The sequence below is a fragment of the Burkholderia pyrrocinia genome (assembly GCF_001028665.1).
Lineage (GTDB): Bacteria > Pseudomonadota > Gammaproteobacteria > Burkholderiales > Burkholderiaceae > Burkholderia > Burkholderia pyrrocinia.
The window spans coordinates 218,828-237,402 of the sequence record NZ_CP011505.1; the positions used below are offsets into that span (position 1 = coordinate 218,828).

The following is an 18,575-nucleotide window of genomic DNA, read 5'->3' on the forward strand; positions in this document are numbered from 1 at the left end:
GCAAGATCGAGTACCGACCGCCGCCGGCAGATCGCAACCGATCGGAACGCCGATCTACTGATATCGAGGAGTGTGATGAGCATCAGGATTCTTGCAATCAGCGGCAGTACGCGCCGCGACTCGCTGAACCAGAAGCTGCTGAATGTGGCTGCGAGCGGTGCATCCGACGCGGGCGCGACGGTGACGCCGGTACGCCTCTCCGATTACGAACTGCCGATCTACGACGGCGACCTGGAGGCCGAAATCGGTGTGCCGGCGCGGGTTCGCGCGCTGCAGGCGCTGGTGGCCGCGCACGACGCGGTGCTCATCGCGACACCGGAGTACAACGGCGGCTACAGCGCATTGTTGAAGAACGCGATCGACTGGATCAGCCGGCCGCGCGAAGACGGAACGGCCGGCGCGGCATTGCTTGGCGGAAAGGTGGCGGCGCTCGTGTCGGCTTCCCCGGGGCAACTCGGCGGACTGCGCTCGCAGATGGGCATGCGGGCCGTGCTGGACAAGCTCGGGATGCTGGTGATCCCCGAATCGTTCGCGCTGAGTGCAGCGCACGACGCATTCGATGCCGAGGGGCAGCTCAAGGACGCGAATGCCGGGAAGCTGGTCCGGGGTGTCGGCGCCGCGCTGTACCGAACGGCTTCGCGTCATGCCGGCCGTCCGGCCTGATCGAGCGCGATCTTGCCGGGACCGGGGAGCGGGCCGGCAACGATGCTGTCGACGCACATACGAACGTATGCGGCGCATCACCGGAACGGTTCGTTCCTTTGCCGGCAGATTGCATGGATCATGGTGCGACCGGCTCCCGCCTTTTTCGCGGTGGGCCTGAATCGATGGGCATGGGCTCATGCGGCTGGCCGGTCGAGCCGGACGCGCGCGGCGACGCGTGACATCACGCCGGCGCGTCGCTCCGGCGCCGCCAGCTCGAATGGGCCGGATTTTTGAAAGAGGGGAGCCATGATGGCCTATCCACGCACGATGTCCCCGCGCGTCGCGTCGTTCGGGCTGCTCGCCGCGCTGCTGACTGCATGCGGATACGGCGCGACATTTCTTCTGTCGATGCATTTTCGTTCGGCAGGAGGCAACGACGTCGATACGGGGGCCGCACTGGCCGAAGCCATGGTCGGCACGCTGATCGGCCTGCCGCTGGTCGCGTGGCTTGCACACGGGATCGGGGCGGCGCGTACGACCGCGCTGGCCGCGCTGGTCGTCGGCGCGGGCGTCGTCGGCTTCGCCGTGATCGGGCGCACCGGCTCGCTGAGCGTCGTGCCGGGATTGCTGGTCGGCGTCGGTTGGGGCGGGTTCTACCTTGCGGCGCCGATGATGCTGGCGGAGCGGACTACCGATACCGAGCGCGAGCGCTGGTTCCTGCGGTTCGGCTCGTTTCAGATGGCCGGAGTCGGAGGCGGCCCGGCAGTCGCCGCGCTCGCGATACGCAACTGGCACTGGACGACGGGCACCGTTTTCTTCACCGTCGGCGGATTGTGCGCGATGGCGGCGTTGATGCTGGAATGTTTCGGGCGCCTGTCGCCTGCGCCGCTCGCCGTCGCGCCGCCGATACGGGAACGGTGGTTGCGCGAGATTCGTGCGATCGCCCGTACGCATGCGATCTACCCGATCGCGATCATCGCGCTCGGCTCCAGTGTGTTCTCGGGCCTGATGACGTTCCAGATGTCGCTGGCACAGGAAACGGGCGTGAAGGCGGGCACGTTCTTCGGCCTCTATTCGGCAACGGTTGTCGTCACGCGCTGGCTGCTCGGTGCGATCGTGATTCAGCTGCGTGTCAGCGCGACCACGCAGATCCTCCTCGGCTTCATGATCCTGAGCGTCGCCGTGACGTTCGCCGTGCCGCACAACACGATGCTTCATTCGGTCAGCGCCGTGCTGCTCGGTACCGGGTATGGCCTCATCTATCCGATCGTTCAGGCGCAGGCCGTCAACAGTACCGATGCGCGGCACCGCCACGCAGTGCTGACCTGGTTCGTGGCGTCCTATTTCGTCGGCGTGTTCGGATTTCCCGCTGTCGGCGGGCTGGTGCTGGTCAGCATGGGCAAGACGACGCTGCTGATGCTCATCGCCGCGTGCGGCATGGCCGCGCTGCTGCTGTCGATTGTCGAGCACCGGAAGCGAGCCTCGCTCGTGGCCTTCTGATGGCGCGGGAACGTTCCGGACGCGCAAGGGTTCGGAACATTCCTGCAACGGAAGCGGTGCGAGTCGGATTCCCGCAAGGCAACACGCTGAGTCATGCGGAACGGGAATCGCCGTGACACGCGTGCGCGAAGCCTTTCCGAACCCGCTGCGATTTGCGTCGCTTCAACGCGAGGATTGCAACGCTGCGGAGCGCACAGCCGCAATGAAATTGTCCCGGGAATCCGCTTCGATGCGCTTCTGGATTTCCTTCGCAGCCACCACGCCGTCTGCCATCGCCGTCACGCAGCACGGATGCATTCTCTGCGCAACCTCGCCGATCGCGAAGACGTTGGATATCGACGTTTCGGTCGTGCTGACGTCCGTCGACACGAATCCCCTGGCGTTGCGCACCAGATCGAAACCATGCATGAACTCGAGCGCCGGAGCCCAGCCGTAGAGAACCACGATCACATCGTACGGGCATCCCGAGACCGTCGACGTGCAGGGGCAAACCTCGTATGGCCCGATACGCACGTCCGTCACGGGAATCCGCTCGAGGAACTCCCGTCTCGCACGAATCGATCTCGCATGGATGTGAACCCTGGCCGCGCCTTTGGCGCGAATCAGCTCGTAGTTTTCGAACGCGTTGTCTCCACCGCCCAAGATCGCGACCGACTTGCCGTGGAAATCCCGGTCGTCGATCCGCTTGCCCGGTCCGATCACCCGATCGGGGCCCGCGAGAAGCCCGCCGTCCGCGGGACGTACGCCGGACGCGAGTACCAGGTAGGGGCTGGAAAGGAAATCTTGCCGGCCCGCGGCATCGACGACCCGGACGACAAACCGGCCGTGGTCGATCGTTGCGGACTCCACCGATGTGCGCAGGCGGCATGCGATACCGCGGGAGAGAATGTTGGCATGCATGCCGCGCGCCACGTCTTCGCCGTGCAGGCCGACCACCGGCGCGATCCAGTTATTCGGGTAGGGGTTTTCGTTTTGTAGTCCACCCAGTTTCGGGCGCCGCTCGACAATGCAAGGTTGAAATCCCAGCTGTTTGAGCCACAGGGCGCACGATGCGCCGGCAGAGCCGCCGCCCACGATAATTGCGTCAAAAGCAGACATAAGCGATATCTTTTTCGTCTCCGTCACCGGAGAAGGCGCGCGAATCAACGAGTGAAGATTTTTTCATGCGAAAGAATCTTCACCTGGCCTCGTCATCGGCGTGACGGTGCCGTCACGGCTTCGTCGAGAATCGCCCGGACTTCGCCGAGCAGCCCGGGTATCGCGCCATAGCTCGTGTGCGTGAGCCGCAGAATGCCGTCGATCGTGCACACGCCGATGGCCTGGTCGTCGGCGAAGCCCGAAGTCACGACGGGGCCCCATAGCGCTTTGAGCGACAAGCCGTCGTAAGCGGCGGCAATGGGCTGATTGCCCAGATTCGACAGCAGGACGTCGAAGGCCAGCACGGCCGACAGGAACCCGGCCGCGTGTTCGACGCTCGGCCGCGCGGACATCGCGGCATCGAGCGTTTTCAGTTCCGCTGCGACGCTCGCGCGCGTTTGAAAAGGTGCGAGATCCTGTTTGATCTTGCGAGCGACAGTCCATAGATCAGTACCGCACGGGTAGTCGTCGACCGTGATGGTCTGCGTGATGTACACGCCATTGGCGACGCCGATTTCATCGGCAAGATGGCGCAGGTCGATCGGCGTGACGGTGCGCAACGCGCGCCCGGACCATTCGCTCGACAGACGCCGGCCCGCTTCGTGAACGGCCGCGGCTACGGCGCCGTGCACGGTGGTGTGCTCGACACGCGCGCGAGCAATGAGCCGGCGCGTGGATTCAGCCGAAAGCTCGACGGCGTCGACACGCGGCACGTCCGCGGCGTCCGGGCGAAACGGCTTGGGTGCGGGCGCAGGCGGTGCGTCCGGCAAGACGTCGGTCCGGTTCAGGTCGGCGTCGAGCACGGTCTCCAGCGACTGCACCAACGGCAACGGCGCCAGCGACTCGCCCGACAGCAATCGCAGCAGATCGTCGATCAGATACGCGCTGCCCATGCCGTCGACCGCGGAATGATGCGCAACCAGGATCAGCGTCGAGTTGCCTTCGCCTTGCAGCAAGGTCGCGCGCAACAGCGGCGCTGCCGACCAGTCGAAGCGCGTCGCGATCTCGCGGGCCGCTTCCGCGCGCCACGAAGTGTCGCTCTGCTCGATCACGCGCAATGGCACCACGGCATCGGGTGCGCGATGGAAGCCGGAATTCATCTGCGCGTCTTCGGCGATACAGGTCGACAACAGCGGATGCCTCCGCTGGAGCGCGCGAAAAGCCGCATGCCATGCTGTCGGCGGAAAACGGCGGTCGATCTCCGCAACCATCGCGAAATGCGTCGGCCGATTCTGGTCGAGCAACCAGAACAGGTGTTCCGTACTGCCGAGTCCGCGGACGTATGCCGGCGCGGTCGATTGATCGTTGTCGATTTCCTGTTGCGGGTTCTGCATCGTCTCGCTCCTGCGGAAGGGGTGTCTGTATGACAGAACACGCGAGAACGGATCGCTATTCCGCCTTTTTCGGATTAGCCGATATATCGGACTGCTTTTTTGCGTCGTCGGGGCTGTAGGTCACGTAGAGTTTGGTATAGCCAGGCGTGTCGAAATGCCCCGTCCATCCGTTGGGAAGCGTGACGGCTTCGCCGGTCTTCACGACCATCACCGAACCGTCCGACGAGGTCAGCTTCACGCTGCCCGACAGAAAGTACAGGAACTCGTTGTACGGCAATCCTCGCGGCCCCTTGATTTCTTCATGCGAAGGCCCGGATCGATAGACGCCGGTCTGATAAGCCGTGTCGGTCGACGTGAACGTCACGACGTCGGCGCTCCGCTCGCCGTTTTCGTCTTTTTTCACGGCATCGGCGCGAGCGAATATCGCACCGGCCAGGTCGGACTTCGACGCCTTGATCGGCTTGATTGTTTCAGCGCGCGCGCCGGCCGAGGTCATGGCGCCGACCAACACCAGCGTTCCGATTGCGTATCTGATCATCGGTGATTTCTCCTTGGGTTTTCCTGTGGCAACGACGCAAATGGACGGGCTCGCCATTGCGGCGTCATTTCATTGGAGCGTCATTCTGTCGGAAAAGCGATTTCCATTTTGGAAAGTTATCGAAAATGGAACGGCAGATTTGTTTCTTAATGTGTACGAGACCGGAATAGATACATGGCATTGCAATAGCCCCGTTATCGAGACACACGCCAGATACGTGGCCTGGATTTAATGCATCTCAACGACTGGGTCCGATCGAGGCACTCGGGCAGACATCGCAGGATGAAGCCGCCACCGAGTACCCGGCTGGATTCGCGAAACTTGAATTGCTCCAGGAGAACGACATGAAGGCAAAGACGATCGCTTTGGTTTTTGCGGCTTGTGCCGCAGTTGCAACCGCCGCTTCTGCTTACGCAGGCAGCCCCGCCGACACGAGCGCCAACGACCATGGCGCACAGCAGGCGCGCCAGTCGGCGTCGGTCGCCCCGTCGCCGAAGGCAAGGACGCGTGCCGAAGTGCGCGCGGAACTGGTTCGAGCGGAGAAAGACGGCCAGCTCGCGGCGCTCGACAAGCTCTATCGGGGCGGCTGATTTCCGGCTGCCGACGCAACGCCGAATTAAAGCATCGCCATTCACCCACCGCTGTCACCCACCCAGTTCAATACGACACCGATCATGAGCCAAGAAACGAAAGTCCTGTACACCGGCAAGACCCGCACCACCGGCGGTCGCGATGGCGCTGCCCACAGCTCGGACGGCCGCCTGGACGTCAAGCTGTCCGGACCCGGTTCGGCCGCGCCCGGCACGAATCCCGAGCAGTTGCTGGCCGCAGGCTGGTCGGCATGCTTCATCGGCGCGATGGGCCTGGCCGCGCAACGGCTGAAGATCGCGCTGCCGCGCGACACGCATGTCGATGCGGAGATCGATCTGGCCATGAACGACGGTGCGTACTTCCTGCAGGCACGACTGAACGTCAGCGTGCCGGGCGTCGACGCCGCCGTCGCGCAAGCGCTGGTCGACGCGGCGCACCAGACCTGCCCGTATTCGAAGGCCACGCGCAACAACATCGACGTCGTCGTCGCCGTCGTTTGACTCGCCTGCTGCCGGACCCGCGCACGACGCCGTTTGCATGATCGGCGCGCCCGGCGTGGTGCGCGCTTCCAGTAAACACTCCCGCGTGTCGCGATCGATACGCGGTTTTCTTCTCGCGCCAGGATACCCATCATGTCATCCACACCGTTTTCTCCCCGTCGACGCCACGTGCTTGCCGCTTCCGTCGCTGTCGGCGCCATGGGGCTGATTCCCGGATCGGTGTTCGCCGCAACCGGCAACACGGCAATCCGTCCGTTCAAGGCCAGCGTGCCCGAGGCCGCGCTCGTCGATCTGCGGCGCCGCATCGCGGCGACGCGCTGGCCCGCCAAGGAGACCGTCAACGACGAATCGCAAGGCGTGCGGCTCGCGAGAATGCAGGCGCTCCTCCAGTATTGGGGTTCCGACTACGACTGGCGCAAAGGCGAGGCAAAGCTGAACGCGCTGCCGATGTACATGACCGAGATCGACGGCCTCGACATCCAGTTCATTCACGTGCGTTCGCGCCACAAGAACGCGCTGCCGTTGATCATGACGCACGGATGGCCAGGTTCGATTTTCGAGCTGATCAAGGTCATCGGCCCGCTGACCGATCCGACCGCGTACGGCGCCAGCGCGAACGACGCGTTCGACATCGTGATTCCGTCGCTGCCCGGCTTCGGCTTCTCCGAGCAGCCGAAAACGACCGGCTGGGGCTCGGATCACATCGCCCGCGCATGGGGTGAACTGATGGCCCGACTCGGCTACACGCGCTTCGTATCGCAAGGCGGCGATTGCGGTTCGGTGATTTCGCACCGCATGGCGATGCAGAAGGTGAAGGGGCTGATCGGCATCCATGTCAACATGCCGGCCACCGTGCCGCCGGACATCGCGTCCTTGCTCGCACTCGGCGAACCCGCGCCGGGCCGGCTGTCGCCGAAGGAAAAGGCCGCATACGATTCGCTCAACGTCTTCTACAAGGACAATTGCGGCTATTCCGCGATGATGGTCACGCGTCCGCAAACCGTCGGTTACGCGTTGGCCGATTCGCCCGCCGGCCAGGCCGCGTGGATGTACGACAAGATCTCGCAATGGACCTATAGCGGCGGCGTGCCGGAACGTTCGCTCACCCGCGACGAAATCCTCGACGATATCTCCCTCTACTGGCTGACGAACAGCGCGACGTCCGCCGCGCAGATCTACTGGGAAGATCATTCCAACAACTTCAACGCGGTGGACATTTCGATGCCGGCTGCCGTGACGATCTTCCCCGGCGAGATCTATCAGGCGCCGCGCAGCTGGACGGAGCGGGCTTACCACAACCTCATCTACTTCAACGAAGTCGACAAGGGCGGCCATTTCGCCGCGTGGGAAGAGCCGCAACTGCTCGCAAGCGAAGTGCGCGCCGCGTTCCGGACACTGCGCTGAGCAAGCAGGTTTCGACGGCGATCGCGTGCCGCGGTCGCCGTCGCGTTCCGATGCCGACGCGACGCGAGCACGGTCAAGCCAGGAATTGTCATGTCTGAATCCCCCGATACCCGAAAGGCAGCCGCGGCCATCGCGCTGTTGATACTCTCGATTGCATTGCGCCCGCCCATCGTTTCGATCGGGCCGGTGCTCGAATCGATCCAGCAGAGCTTCGGCCTGAGTTACACGCAGGCGTCCCTGCTGACCGCGATTCCGGACGTCTGCATGGGCGTCTTCGCGCTCGCCGCGCCGGGCGTCGCGCGCAGACTGGGCACGGACAACGCGGTCGTGGCCGCGCTGGCCCTGCTGGGCGTCGCGATGGTCGCCCGCGCGCTGGCCGGCTCCGCCGGCGTGCTGCTTCTGTGCACCGTCTTTACCGGCATCGGCATCGCGATTTCGGGTTCGCTGATCGGCGGCTGGGTGAAGAAGCACTTCGCGCGCGACGCGACGTTCTTCATGGGTATCTACAGCGCGGGGCTCAGCGTCGGCGCGACGGTCGCGGCGAGCGCGTCGGGTTATATCGCGCTGCATTTCGGCGGCTGGCGCGTGGCCGTCGCGTTGTGGAGCGTGCTTTGCATCACCGCGATCCTGAGCTGGCGCGGGCTGGCACGGCGCTTCCAGGACGCGAAGGCCGCGGAAGCGCAACCTCGGCAGGCTGTGCAAGCGCCGTCGGCCGTCGGCCTTCCGTGGGGCAACATCCACGCGTGGCGGGTCGCGGCTTATTTCGGCGCGAGCCAGTTCATCGTGTACGCATGCTTTGCGTGGCTCGCGTCGTCGAGTGCCGAGCTGCATATCGAGACGCTGTCGCCCGGTCTTGTATTGGGCCTCTTCACCTGCGTGTTCGCGCTCAGCAGCTTCGGAATGGGGATGAAGGCCGGTCGCTCCACCGACCGGCGCGGCCGGCTCGGCCTCGCGTCGGCCATCACGGCAGTGGGCATCGGCGGGCTGGCGTTCGCGCCGACCGCCTATCCGGTGTCGTGCATCGTCCTGATCGCGATCGGACAAGGCATGTGCTTCACGCTCGCGATGACCTTGCCGCTCGACCACACCCATTCGCCCGCCGAGACCAACGCGTGGAGCGTATTCATGCTCTTCATCGGTTATCTGGTTGCCGCATTGGGGCCGCTCGCCTTCGGGTATCTCCGCGACCGGACGGAGGGTTATTTCGCGTCCTATTTCATGCTGTTTCTGGTGGCCACGGGTATCACGCTGATGGTGCCGCTGCTTCGGCCCACGTCGGCGCCGAAAGACGAGGCCTTTCCCGCGGTTTCCGAATCGCCGTGATTTCGCGGAGGCTTCTGCGGAATTCGATATATGGCGGACGATAGCGGCGACACTAGTCCGTCACCGCGCCGTCGGAATAAAGCCGGCATTCAAGTGTTCTGGTCTGGCAAGCGGGAATCCGGCAGAGCGTCGTGTACGCCGGCTTCCGTTACCGACCGTCCTCGAGCTGCGCGAGCCTGCGTGACGTTCGGTCGGCCATGCTCGCGCATTTCGGCGTCGATCTGGTGCAGTTCGCGTTGCTGACCTATCCATCGATCGCTCGAGCATGAGCGAACGCGCTTCCCGGCCGCAACGCGCCGGGATCAGGCAATTCGGTCAACACACGACGGCGATGGAATATCTTCGCCGACCAACTGTTTACCTGGGGGGTATCGCCCGCTCAATTTCGCCTAAACCCATGGATACATGTCAGATACTGCAGTTTCTCAACGTCGGCTTGGTCGCACCGCGGGAGGATCGACGTAGATGACCGCAGCCGAACTGTCCGCCATGCTGCCTTCGATGCTCCCGCGTCTGTGGGCATTCGCGCTACGGATCTCGGGTGATCGCCACGATGCTGAAGATCTCGTGCAGTGCGCGTGCCTTCGCGCACTCGAGCGCGCGCATCAATTGCGACCGGACACCGCGCCGCTGAGCTGGATGTTCTCGATCGTCCAGTCCACCTGGCTCAACGAGCTCCGCGCACGCAGCGTGCGCAGGCGCGCGGGCATGGAGTGGGACGACGACTTCCTCGAAACCGTCTCCGATCCGGCTGCACCGACGCTGGAGCAACAGGCCCTGGATGGTCAGATCGTCAGGGCAGTGCAGCAGTTGCCTGAAGCCCAGCGGGTGGTCATGCTGCTGGTCGGCGTAGAGGGGCTCAGCTATAGCGAAGCGGCCGACGCGCTCGGCGTACCCATCGGTACGATCATGAGCCGGCTTTCGCGAGCTCGCCAGACGATCGGTTCCCTGTTCATCGATCGAAAAGAACGACGTGTGAAAAGGGCAGCGAATAGCGAGGATCGGGGGGCATGAAAATGGACGACATCCTGCTCATGGCATACGTGGATGGAGCGCTCACGTCGCACCAGCGCGAGGAAGTCGAGAGGGCGATCGGAACGTCGGCCGATATCGCCACACGCGTTGCACGGCTCGAAGCATCGGTGTTGCCGTATCGGCGTGCATTCGAGCAGCAGGAATGGCCGTCGGTTCCGCAGAGCCTGGTGCGCAAGGTCGCCGACATCGCGCAGGCGTACGCCGCGCCTTCGGACATCTCCGCGGTTGGCGTCAGTCATCCGATGGATGTGCCTGCGTCGCAACCCGAGGTGCGCGCGGCGCCGATACGCTCGCGCGTTCGCACGATGGTGCCGTGGCTCGCCGTGGCCTTCGTCGCGGGCGCGTTCTGCGGCGGCGCCATCCTGCGCTTCGCGCCGGGCGCGGCTCACGGTGGCTTCGCACCGCAGGGCGCACCTGTGGTTGCGCAGACGAAGGCGTCCCCTTGGGTCATGGCCGCCGTGAATTATCAGCGACTCTATACGCGCGACACCGTTGCTTTCGATTCGTCGAATCTCGCTGTCGCGGCGCATACGGTGGAAAACATTCGCCGTGACGACGGGCTGCCGATACGGATTCCGGACCTGCGCGCGGCGGGGCTGACGTTCAAGCGCATACAGCGCCTGCACTTCAACGACAAGCCGCTGGTGCAGATCGTCTATCTGCCGGAACAAGGCATGCCGGTGGCGCTGTGCGCGATGCAGGACGACAAGCCCGACACGGCGCTCGCCCGACAACAGGTCGGCAGCATGGACGTCGTGACATGGCGGCGTGCCCGGATCACTTATGCGCTGATCGCCCGGCCCGGCGACACCGACCTCGGCGCAATCGGCAAGCAGATAGCCGAAAACGGCGTGGGGGAAGTGCTCGGTCAGTTGCCGCATGCCGACCACGCGATCGCGAGTTGAAGGAGATCGCCGGGTTTCCAGCGCATTTCGGTCGCAAGGCGCGCATTTCCACGCCAGTTTCGCGTTGAATTCGCGGCGGCACTGCCGCCGAGCGGCGACGCGGTATTGACGCCGCTGGTGCGGCGCAGGCTTGCCGATATGCAAGCGCGCTACGCTTCGCCGGGTGCGTCGGGCGTCGGCGCGATCAGCCGTTTCAGGCTGGCGTCCATTTGCCGCGCCTGCTCCTGAAGTTCAGCGATGAACCTTCCTTTTCCGTTGGTTTGCAGACGGGCAACTTCGTTGTGCAGGACCGACGGCGAATCGCGCCGTTTCCCGCGGCCGTCCGGGCCGAAAACGGCAGCGAACACCTGGCCGCGTGCGATCACGGCCTTGCCGCAGCCTTCGCTTCCAGCATTTTCACGAGCAGACAGAGCGTCTGATTGACCGGTGTGCCGATGCCTGCGGCAAGGCCGCGCCGAACGACCGCGCCGTTCAGATGGTCGATTTCGCTGCGTTTGCCCCGCGCCAGATCCTGCGCTGTCGACGAATACTGCCCCGGCGGAATCGTCGCTTCGATTTGCTCGACGATTCGTGCGGGCGGGTCGGCGAAGTGGACACCCTCGGCGGCAGCAACGGCGATGCACTCGGCGACGACTGCGCACATGGTTTCGCTCAGTGCGGCGCGATGCGGCATCTCGCCCAACGGCAGTTGCACGATAGCCGAAACCGCGTTGTAGGCGCAGTTCAGGATGAACTTCTGCCAGAGCGTCGCGCGTACGTCGTCGGCGATCCGGGTGGGAATGCCCGCCGCACGCAGGACGCCCGCGAGCGGTTCGCTGGGCGGCGCTGCTTCGATCGCGAGATCGCCGCGGCCGTGATGCAACAGATGCCCCGGGCCGGCCATCTCGCTGGCGACATACACGGCTGCGCAAATGACGGGTTGCGAAATCTCGGCACGCAAGAGCGCGGCGTTGTCGACTCCGTTTTGCAGACTGACCACGGCGGCGTCCGGTGCGAGGATGCGGCCTAGCTTGCGCGCCGCTTCGGCGGTGTCGCCCGATTTCACGCACACCAGGACTACATCGACCGATTTGGCCGCCTCGATATCGGTCGACGCGTTGGCGGGCACGCGCTTGTCGAACGCGCGCGTCTGGAGGCGCAATCCGTTATCGCGAATCGCGTCCACGTGCAACGGCCGGCCAACGAAGACGACATCGTGGCCGTGCAGCGCCAGCATGCCGCCGAAGTAGCAGCCAACCGCGCCGGCGCCCAAAACTGCAAACCGCATGATTGCTCCAAGGGAACCCGTGAACACTTCACGCATGCACAAAGTGCACGCGCAAGACCGGCCCGTCGGGCCGTCCATCCACATTGAACACGCAAGTGCCGCTGTTTATTCCCGAAGTTGCGGAAGGTTGTCGCGCACGGTCCGGTGAATGAACCGGCTCCCATAACCGGCACGCGTCGTCAACGCGCTCGCCGCTTCGACCCCATCACCCGGGCATACCGACGGCCCGCCGCTGCCCCGATCCGGCCAAACCCCTATCCGGCGGGCCGTTACCGGCCGCGCCCGCGCATCGCGTGGCCGATTTTGTCACCATGTGGGCCGGATATGACAACGGGAATCGGCCCTCGCGGCATTACGATGGGTCACGTCGTCGCCCGGGTCTGGCCGATTTTGCCGTACCGGCCCGGTAGCGCGCCTCATTCACCGCCTGATTGGAACATCAACCATGAGCTATAACGCCCCCGTCAAGGACATGCTGTTCGTGCTGAAGGAACTCGCGGGCATCGACGCCGTTGCGCAGTTGCCGGGTTTCGAGGATGCCGGTTACGACACGGCGCAGGCCGTGCTCGACGAGTCCGCGAAGTTCTGCGGCGAGGTGCTGGCGCCGCTGAACGTCGAAGGCGACCGCAACCCGAGCAGCTGGAAGGACGGTGTCGTGACCGCGACGCCGGGCTTCGGCGACGCGTTCCGCCAGTTCGTCGAAGGCGGCTGGCAGGGGCTGCAGCATCCGGCCGAGTACGACGGCCAGGGGCTGCCGAAGCTGATCGCGACGCCGTGCATCGAGATGCTGAACGCGTCGAACCTGTCGTTCGCGCTGTGCCCGCTGCTGACCGACGGCGCGATCGAGGCGCTGCTGACGGCCGGCACCGACGAGCAGAAGCAGCGCTACGTGCCGAAGCTGATCTCGGGCGAATGGACCGGCACGATGAACCTGACCGAGCCGCAGGCGGGCTCCGATCTGGCGCTGGTGCGCTCGCGCGCGGAGCCGCAGGGCGACGGCACGTACAAGGTGTTCGGCACGAAGATCTTCATCACGTGGGGCGAGCACGACATGGCGGACAACATCGTCCACCTGGTGCTGGCCCGCACGCCGAATGCGCCGGAAGGCGTGAAGGGCATCTCGCTGTTCATCGTGCCGAAGTTCATGGTCAACGACGACGGCTCGCTGGGCGCGCGCAACGACGTGCACTGCGTGTCGATCGAGCACAAGCTCGGGATCAAGGCGAGCCCGACGGCGGTGCTGCAATACGGCGACCACGGCGGCGCGATCGGCTACCTGATCGGCGAAGAGAACCGCGGCCTCGAATACATGTTCATCATGATGAACGCGGCGCGCTTCGGCGTCGGGATGCAGGGGATCGGCGTGGCCGACCGCGCGTACCAGAAGGCGGCGGAATTCGCGAAGGAACGCGTGCAGAGCCGCCCGGTGGACGGCTCGGCCAAGCAGTCGGTGACGATCATCCATCACCCGGACGTGCGCCGGATGCTCGGCACGATGCGTGCGCTGACCGAAGGCGCGCGGGCGCTGGCCTATGTGGCCGCCGCGCACAGCGACATTGCCCACCGCCATTCGGACGAGGCGACGCGTGGCCGTCATCAGGCAATCTACGAGTATCTGGTGCCGGTCGTGAAGGGCTGGAGCACGGAGATGGTGAACGACGTGGCGAGCCTGGGCGTGCAGGTGCACGGCGGGATGGGCTTCATCGAGGAGACGGGCGCGGCGCAGTACTACCGCGATGCGCGGATCCTGGCGATCTACGAAGGGACGACGGCGATCCAGGCGAACGACCTGGTCGGCCGCAAGACGATGCGCGACGGCGGCGCGGTGGCGAAGGCGCTGATCGCGGAGATCGGCGAGACGGTGGCGGCGCTGGGCCGGCTGGATGGCGCGGCGGCCGCGTCGATGAAGGCGCAGCTGGAACAGGGGGCGCGCGCGCTGTCGTCGGTGGTGGATTACGTGGTGGCGAACGTGAAGCAGGACCCGAACGCGGTGTTCGCGGGCAGCGTGCCGTACCTGAAGCTGGCGGGCGTGGTGCTGTGCGGGTGGCAGATGGCGCGCGCGCTGGTGGCCGCGCAGGCGAACCGCGCGAGCGATCCGGCGTTCTTCGACGCGAAGATCGCGATTGCGCAATGCTATGCGGAGCACATTCTCGTGCAGGCGGGTGCGCTGGAAGCGTCGATCGTCGGCGCGAAGGGCAACGAGAGCGTGCTCGCGTTGACGGAAGACCAGTTCTGACCGATTGACGGTCGGGACGCAGGAGGAGACAGGATTTTGACCACACAGGACTTGCTCGCGCAATACGGCCCGCGCGAATCGATGGAATACGACGTCGTGATCGTCGGCGGCGGCCCCGCCGGGCTGTCGGCGGCGATCCGGCTCAAGCAGCTGGCCGCCGAGAAAGGCACCGAGATCGGCGTGTGCGTGCTCGAGAAGGGTTCCGAGATCGGCGCGCACATCCTGTCGGGCGCGGTGATGGACCCGCGCGCGATCACCGAGCTGTTCCCCGACTGGAAGGAACAGGGCGCACCGCTCACCGTCGAGGTGACGGAAGACCGCTTCCTGTTCCTGTCCGAAAAGAGTGCGGTGACCACGCCGAACTGGGCGTTGCCCGAGAACTTCAAGAACCACGGCAACTACGTGATCTCGCTGGGCAACGTTACGCGCTGGCTGGGCACGCAGGCGGAAGCGCTCGGCGTCGAGATCTTCCCGGGCTTCCCGGCTGCCGAGATTCTCTATAACGACGACGGCTCGGTGAAGGGCGTCGCGACCGGCAACATGGGCGTGGGCAAGGACGGCGAGCCGACCGAGAACTTCCAGCTCGGCATGGAGCTGCACGCGAAGTACACGCTGTTCGCGGAAGGCTGCCGCGGCCACCTCGGCCGCCAGCTGATCTCGAAGTTCAAGCTTGACGCGAACGCCGATCCGCAGGCGTACGGGATCGGCATCAAGGAACTGTGGGAAATCGATCCCGCGAAGCACAAGCCGGGCCTCGTGATCCACACGGCCGGCTGGCCGCTGAAGTCGGATACCTACGGCGGCTCGTTCCTGTATCACATGGACAACAACCAGGTCGTGGTCGGCTTCGTGGTTGGCCTCGGCTACACGAACCCGTACCTGTCGCCGTTCGAGGAATTCCAGCGCTACAAGACGCATCCGTCGATCCGCGCGTTCCTGGAAGGCGGCAAGCGCGTGTCGTACGGTGCGCGTGCGATCACCGCGGGCGGGCTGCTATCGCTGCCGAAGACGGTGTTCCCGGGCGGCGCGCTGATCGGCGACGACGCGGGTTTCCTGAACGCATCGCGGATCAAGGGCAGCCACGCGGCGATCAAGACCGGCATGCTGGCGGCCGACGCCGCGTTCGACGCGGTGCAGGCCGGCCGTCAAAGCGATGAACTCAACGCGTACCCGGACGCCTTCAAGCAGTCGTGGCTGTACACGGAGCTGTACCGCGCGCGCAACTTCAAGCAGTGGATGGCCAAGGGGCTGTATCTCGGCACGCTGATGGTCGGGCTCGAGCAGAAGGTGATGGGCGGCAACGTGCCGTGGACGCTGCATCACCGGCACGCGGACCACGAGATGCTGAAGCCGGCGTCGCAGTGCGAGCCGATCGAGTATCCGAAGCCGGACGGCAAGCTGACGTTCGACCGGCTGTCGTCGGTGTTCATCTCGAACACGAACCACGAGGAGAACCAGCCGGCGCACCTGACATTGAAGGATGCGAACGTGCCGGTGAACGTGAACCTGCGCACGTACGCGGGGCCGGAGGGGCGCTTCTGCCCGGCGGCGGTGTACGAGTTCGTGAAGAACGACGACGGCAGCGATCGGCTGGTGATCAACGCGCAGAACTGCGTGCACTGCAAGACCTGCGACATCAAGGACCCGACGCAGAACATCGTGTGGGTCACGCCGGAAGGTGGCGGCGGGCCGAATTACCCGAACATGTAACGCATCAACGCGCATGCGTGCGCGAACGAACCGGAGCAGACGATGAGCAATGCAGCGAAAGAAGTCGTGGTGGTGAGCGGTGTCCGTACCGCGATCGGTGATTTCGGCGGCAGCCTGAAGGATTTCTCGCCGACCGACCTCGGTGCGAAGGTCGTGCGCGAGGTGCTGTCGCGCGCGAACGTGCCGGGCGATGCGGTCGGGCATGTCGTGTTCGGCCACGTCGTGAACACGGAACCGAAGGACATGTATCTCGCGCGCGTCGCGGCGATCGACGGCGGCGTTGCGCAGCACGCGCCGGCGCTGACCGTGAACCGCCTGTGCGGCTCGGGCCTGCAGGCGATCGTGTCGGCCGCGCAGACGATCATGCTCGGCGATGCCGACGTCGCGATCGGCGGCGGCTCGGAGAACATGAGCCGCGCGCCGTACACCGTGCCGGCCGCGCGCTTCGGCCAGCGCATGGGCGACGGCAAGCTCGTCGACATGATGCTCGGCGCGCTGCACGACCCGTTCCAGACGATCCACATGGGCGTGACGGCCGAGAACGTCGCACGCAAGTACGACATCTCGCGCGACGCGCAGGACGCGCTTGCGCTCGAATCGCATCGTCGCGCGGCGCGCGCGATCGCGGAAGGGCGCTTCAAGGACCAGATCCTGCCGATCTCGATCCGCACGAAGAAGGGCGAGGTCGCGTTCGACACCGACGAGCACGTGCGTCACGATGCGAGCGCGGACGATTTCACGAAGCTGCGCCCGGTGTTCGCGAAGGAGAATGGCACGGTGACGGCCGGTAACGCTTCGGGCATCAACGATGCGGCCGCGGCCGTGCTGATGATGAGCGCGGACGCCGCGCGTGCGCAAGGCGTGAAGCCGCTCGCGCGCCTCGTCGCGTATGCGCACGCGGGCGTCGATCCGGCGTACATGGGTATCGGCCCGGTACCGGCCACGCAGAAGGCGCTCGAACGCGCGGGCCTGAAGATCAGCGATCTCGACGTGATCGAGGCGAACGAGGCGTTCGCCGCGCAGGCCTGCGCGGTCACGCAGGAACTCGGCCTCGATCCCGCGAAGGTCAACCCGAACGGGTCGGGCATCTCGCTCGGTCACCCGATCGGCGCGACCGGTGCGCTGATCACGGTCAAGGCGCTGTATGAGCTGAAGCGCATCGGCGGGCGTTACGCGCTCGTGACGATGTGTATCGGCGGCGGCCAGGGGATTGCTGCGATCTTCGAGAACATCTGATAATCGGACACTCAGCACCCGAACACACAGGAAATTTCATGGCCATCGAAATCGTCGGCGTCGTGGGCGCCGGAACCATGGGCAACGGCATTGCGCAGACCGCCGCCGTTGCGGGACTCAACGTCGTGATGATCGACGTCAGCGATGCCGCGCTCGACAAGGGCATCGCGACGCTGAAGGGCAGCCTCGAGCGGCTCGTGTCGAAGGACAAGCTCGACGCGGCAGCACGCGACGCGGCGCTGGCGCGCATCACGACGTCGACCGACTACGCGAAGCTCGCGTCGGCCGACATCGTGATCGAAGCCGCGACCGAGAACGTCGAGCTGAAGGGCCGCATCCTGAAGCAGATCGAGGCCGTCGCACGGCCGGACGCGATCATCGCGACCAACACGTCGTCGATCTCGATCACCGCGCTCGCGGCGCCGCTCGCCGATCCGTCGCGTTTCGTCGGCATGCACTTCTTCAACCCGGTGCCGTTGATGCCGCTCGTGGAGATCATCCGCGGGCTGCAGACGAGCGACGCGACTGCGTCGGCCGTGCGCGAACTGACCGAGCGTTTCGACAAGTCGCCGATCGGCGTGCGCAATTCGCCGGGCTTCGTCGTGAACCGGATCCTCGTGCCGATGATCAACGAGGCGTTCTTCGTGCTGGCCGAAGGCATCGCGTCGGCCGAGGAGATCGACGCGGGGATGAAGCTCGGCGCGAACCACCCGATCGGGCCGCTCGCGCTGGCCGACCTCGTCGGCCTCGACGTGTGCCTCGCGGTGATGGACGTGTTCGTGAAGGACTTCGGCGATCCCAAGTATCGTGCGTGCCCGCTGCTGCGCGAGATGGTGTCCGCAGGGCGGCTCGGGCGCAAGACGGGGCGCGGGGTGTACGACTACAGCGCGTGATGCGAGCGTCGGGCGCGGGTGGCGTGTACGCTGCCGCGTGAATCCGGCGACGGCATGAAGCCGGCGTGAAGGCCGGTTTGGCACCGCACCCCGGAGGCCGGATCTCGATCCGGCCTCCGGGGTGTTTTTTCGAATGAAATATTCGCGTCCGTTATTCGCCGAAGATCAACCGCTATGGGTTGGTGCCCGTCGCCCATACCGGTACGTGCGGTTCGCAAACCACGAGGCTCGATAAACTGCAACGCCATGGGTGACCGCCATTCGTCGTAAGGCTTCAATGGGTGCGGCACCGGGCGCCATCGAGGCGCCCGGTGCCGATCC

Annotated in this window: 17 protein-coding genes; 12 read left to right on the forward strand and 5 right to left on the reverse strand. The window is 65.2% G+C overall.

The genetic code is table 11. From position 1 onward, the window contains the following. Window positions 1-75: 75 nt before the first annotated feature. Window positions 76-663 carry an NADPH-dependent FMN reductase gene (locus tag ABD05_RS31180; RefSeq protein ID WP_047904040.1) on the forward strand — a complete coding sequence of 196 codons (588 nt, stop codon included), beginning with the start codon at window positions 76-78 and terminating at the stop codon, window positions 661-663. A 288-nt stretch (window positions 664-951) separates the two neighbouring features. Next, the gene (locus ABD05_RS31185; protein ID WP_082146304.1) at window positions 952-2,145 is read left to right on the forward strand and encodes an MFS transporter; all 1,194 of its coding nucleotides are present in this window, start codon (window positions 952-954) and stop codon (window positions 2,143-2,145) included. Window positions 2,146-2,307: 162 nt separating this feature from the next. Here the strand turns inward: ABD05_RS31185 and ABD05_RS31190 are convergent, their stop codons facing one another. From ABD05_RS31190 to ABD05_RS31200, 3 genes are all read right to left on the reverse strand, one after another. Continuing rightward, window positions 2,308-3,243, reverse strand: coding sequence for an NAD(P)/FAD-dependent oxidoreductase (locus ABD05_RS31190; protein ID WP_047904634.1), 936 nt, complete (start codon window positions 3,241-3,243; stop codon window positions 2,308-2,310). Between the two features lie 92 nt (window positions 3,244-3,335). Then, window positions 3,336-4,616 carry a phthiocerol/phthiodiolone dimycocerosyl transferase family protein gene (locus tag ABD05_RS31195; RefSeq protein WP_047904041.1) on the reverse strand — a complete coding sequence of 427 codons (1,281 nt, stop codon included), beginning with the start codon at window positions 4,614-4,616 and terminating at the stop codon, window positions 3,336-3,338. A gap of 55 nt (window positions 4,617-4,671) precedes the next feature. Further along, window positions 4,672-5,154 (reverse strand): cupin domain-containing protein, encoded by a 483-nt coding sequence (locus ABD05_RS31200; protein ID WP_047904042.1) that lies wholly within the window; start codon window positions 5,152-5,154, stop codon window positions 4,672-4,674. A 344-nt stretch (window positions 5,155-5,498) separates the two neighbouring features. Between ABD05_RS31200 and ABD05_RS31205 the strand changes: the two genes are divergently transcribed. The 6 genes from ABD05_RS31205 to ABD05_RS31230 all read left to right on the forward strand — a co-directional run bounded on the left by ABD05_RS31205 (window position 5,499) and on the right by ABD05_RS31230 (window position 10,912). Then, window positions 5,499-5,744 (forward strand): DUF4148 domain-containing protein, encoded by a 246-nt coding sequence (locus ABD05_RS31205; RefSeq protein ID WP_047904635.1) that lies wholly within the window; start codon window positions 5,499-5,501, stop codon window positions 5,742-5,744. A gap of 84 nt (window positions 5,745-5,828) precedes the next feature. Next, window positions 5,829-6,245: an organic hydroperoxide resistance protein gene (locus tag ABD05_RS31210; protein ID WP_047904043.1), complete on the forward strand. Its 417-nt coding sequence runs from the start codon at window positions 5,829-5,831 to the stop codon at window positions 6,243-6,245. A 132-nt stretch (window positions 6,246-6,377) separates the two neighbouring features. Further along, the gene (locus ABD05_RS31215) at window positions 6,378-7,649 is read left to right on the forward strand and encodes an epoxide hydrolase family protein (RefSeq protein WP_047904044.1); all 1,272 of its coding nucleotides are present in this window, start codon (window positions 6,378-6,380) and stop codon (window positions 7,647-7,649) included. Between the two features lie 90 nt (window positions 7,650-7,739). Continuing rightward, entirely contained in the window at window positions 7,740-8,972 is a 1,233-nt protein-coding gene (locus ABD05_RS31220; protein WP_047904045.1) for an MFS transporter, read from the forward strand. A 465-nt stretch (window positions 8,973-9,437) separates the two neighbouring features. Continuing rightward, window positions 9,438-9,986, forward strand: coding sequence for an RNA polymerase sigma factor (locus ABD05_RS31225; protein ID WP_047904046.1), 549 nt, complete (start codon window positions 9,438-9,440; stop codon window positions 9,984-9,986). Next, window positions 9,983-10,912, forward strand: a complete 930-nt coding sequence (locus tag ABD05_RS31230; RefSeq protein ID WP_047904047.1) for an anti-sigma factor — start codon at window positions 9,983-9,985, stop codon at window positions 10,910-10,912. The genes ABD05_RS31225 and ABD05_RS31230 overlap by 4 nt, the downstream gene beginning before the upstream one ends. Window positions 10,913-11,061: 149 nt before the next feature. Here ABD05_RS31230 and ABD05_RS31235 read toward each other — a convergent pair whose 3' ends face one another. Together ABD05_RS31235 and ABD05_RS31240 are read right to left on the reverse strand one after the other, a co-directional pair. Further along, window positions 11,062-11,277 (reverse strand): hypothetical protein, encoded by a 216-nt coding sequence (locus ABD05_RS31235; RefSeq protein ID WP_047904048.1) that lies wholly within the window; start codon window positions 11,275-11,277, stop codon window positions 11,062-11,064. Then, window positions 11,274-12,179 carry a ketopantoate reductase family protein gene (locus tag ABD05_RS31240; protein WP_047904049.1) on the reverse strand — a complete coding sequence of 302 codons (906 nt, stop codon included), beginning with the start codon at window positions 12,177-12,179 and terminating at the stop codon, window positions 11,274-11,276. Before ABD05_RS31240 ends, ABD05_RS31235 begins: the two co-directional genes overlap by 4 nt. 445 nt (window positions 12,180-12,624) lie before the next feature. Here ABD05_RS31240 and ABD05_RS31245 point away from each other — a divergent pair, with 445 nt between their 5' ends. The 4 genes from ABD05_RS31245 (at window position 12,625) to ABD05_RS31260 (ending at window position 18,254) form a co-directional block, all read left to right on the forward strand. Further along, window positions 12,625-14,415 carry an acyl-CoA dehydrogenase gene (locus tag ABD05_RS31245; RefSeq protein WP_047904050.1) on the forward strand — a complete coding sequence of 597 codons (1,791 nt, stop codon included), beginning with the start codon at window positions 12,625-12,627 and terminating at the stop codon, window positions 14,413-14,415. An 81-nt stretch (window positions 14,416-14,496) separates the two neighbouring features. Next, complete coding sequence (locus ABD05_RS31250) at window positions 14,497-16,125, forward strand: electron transfer flavoprotein-ubiquinone oxidoreductase (RefSeq protein ID WP_420796380.1); 1,629 nt, start codon at window positions 14,497-14,499, stop codon at window positions 16,123-16,125. Between the two features lie 42 nt (window positions 16,126-16,167). After that, window positions 16,168-17,361: a beta-ketothiolase BktB gene (bktB, locus tag ABD05_RS31255; RefSeq protein ID WP_047904052.1), complete on the forward strand. Its 1,194-nt coding sequence runs from the start codon at window positions 16,168-16,170 to the stop codon at window positions 17,359-17,361. A 38-nt stretch (window positions 17,362-17,399) separates the two neighbouring features. Beyond that, a complete protein-coding gene (locus tag ABD05_RS31260; RefSeq protein WP_047904053.1) occupies window positions 17,400-18,254 on the forward strand; it encodes a 3-hydroxybutyryl-CoA dehydrogenase in 855 nt (284 codons plus the stop codon). Window positions 18,255-18,575: the final 321 nt, after the last annotated feature.

Coding starts and splice junctions, on each gene's coding strand:
- ABD05_RS31185 (WP_082146304.1), top strand. CDS start 952: ATGATGGCCTATCCACGCACGATGTCCCCGCGCGTCGCGTCGTTCGGG.
- bktB (WP_047904052.1), top strand. CDS start 16,168: ATGAGCAATGCAGCGAAAGAAGTCGTGGTGGTGAGCGGTGTCCGTACC.
- ABD05_RS31195 (WP_047904041.1), bottom strand. CDS start 4,616: ATGCAGAACCCGCAACAGGAAATCGACAACGATCAATCGACCGCGCCG.
- ABD05_RS31210 (WP_047904043.1), top strand. CDS start 5,829: ATGAGCCAAGAAACGAAAGTCCTGTACACCGGCAAGACCCGCACCACC.
- ABD05_RS31190 (WP_047904634.1), bottom strand. CDS start 3,243: ATGTCTGCTTTTGACGCAATTATCGTGGGCGGCGGCTCTGCCGGCGCA.
- ABD05_RS31250 (WP_420796380.1), top strand. CDS start 14,497: ATGGAATACGACGTCGTGATCGTCGGCGGCGGCCCCGCCGGGCTGTCG.
- ABD05_RS31245 (WP_047904050.1), top strand. CDS start 12,625: ATGAGCTATAACGCCCCCGTCAAGGACATGCTGTTCGTGCTGAAGGAA.
- ABD05_RS31200 (WP_047904042.1), bottom strand. CDS start 5,154: ATGATCAGATACGCAATCGGAACGCTGGTGTTGGTCGGCGCCATGACC.
- ABD05_RS31180 (WP_047904040.1), top strand. CDS start 76: ATGAGCATCAGGATTCTTGCAATCAGCGGCAGTACGCGCCGCGACTCG.
- ABD05_RS31205 (WP_047904635.1), top strand. CDS start 5,499: ATGAAGGCAAAGACGATCGCTTTGGTTTTTGCGGCTTGTGCCGCAGTT.
- ABD05_RS31240 (WP_047904049.1), bottom strand. CDS start 12,179: ATGCGGTTTGCAGTTTTGGGCGCCGGCGCGGTTGGCTGCTACTTCGGC.
- ABD05_RS31230 (WP_047904047.1), top strand. CDS start 9,983: ATGAAAATGGACGACATCCTGCTCATGGCATACGTGGATGGAGCGCTC.
- ABD05_RS31225 (WP_047904046.1), top strand. CDS start 9,438: ATGACCGCAGCCGAACTGTCCGCCATGCTGCCTTCGATGCTCCCGCGT.
- ABD05_RS31260 (WP_047904053.1), top strand. CDS start 17,400: ATGGCCATCGAAATCGTCGGCGTCGTGGGCGCCGGAACCATGGGCAAC.
- ABD05_RS31215 (WP_047904044.1), top strand. CDS start 6,378: ATGTCATCCACACCGTTTTCTCCCCGTCGACGCCACGTGCTTGCCGCT.
- ABD05_RS31220 (WP_047904045.1), top strand. CDS start 7,740: ATGTCTGAATCCCCCGATACCCGAAAGGCAGCCGCGGCCATCGCGCTG.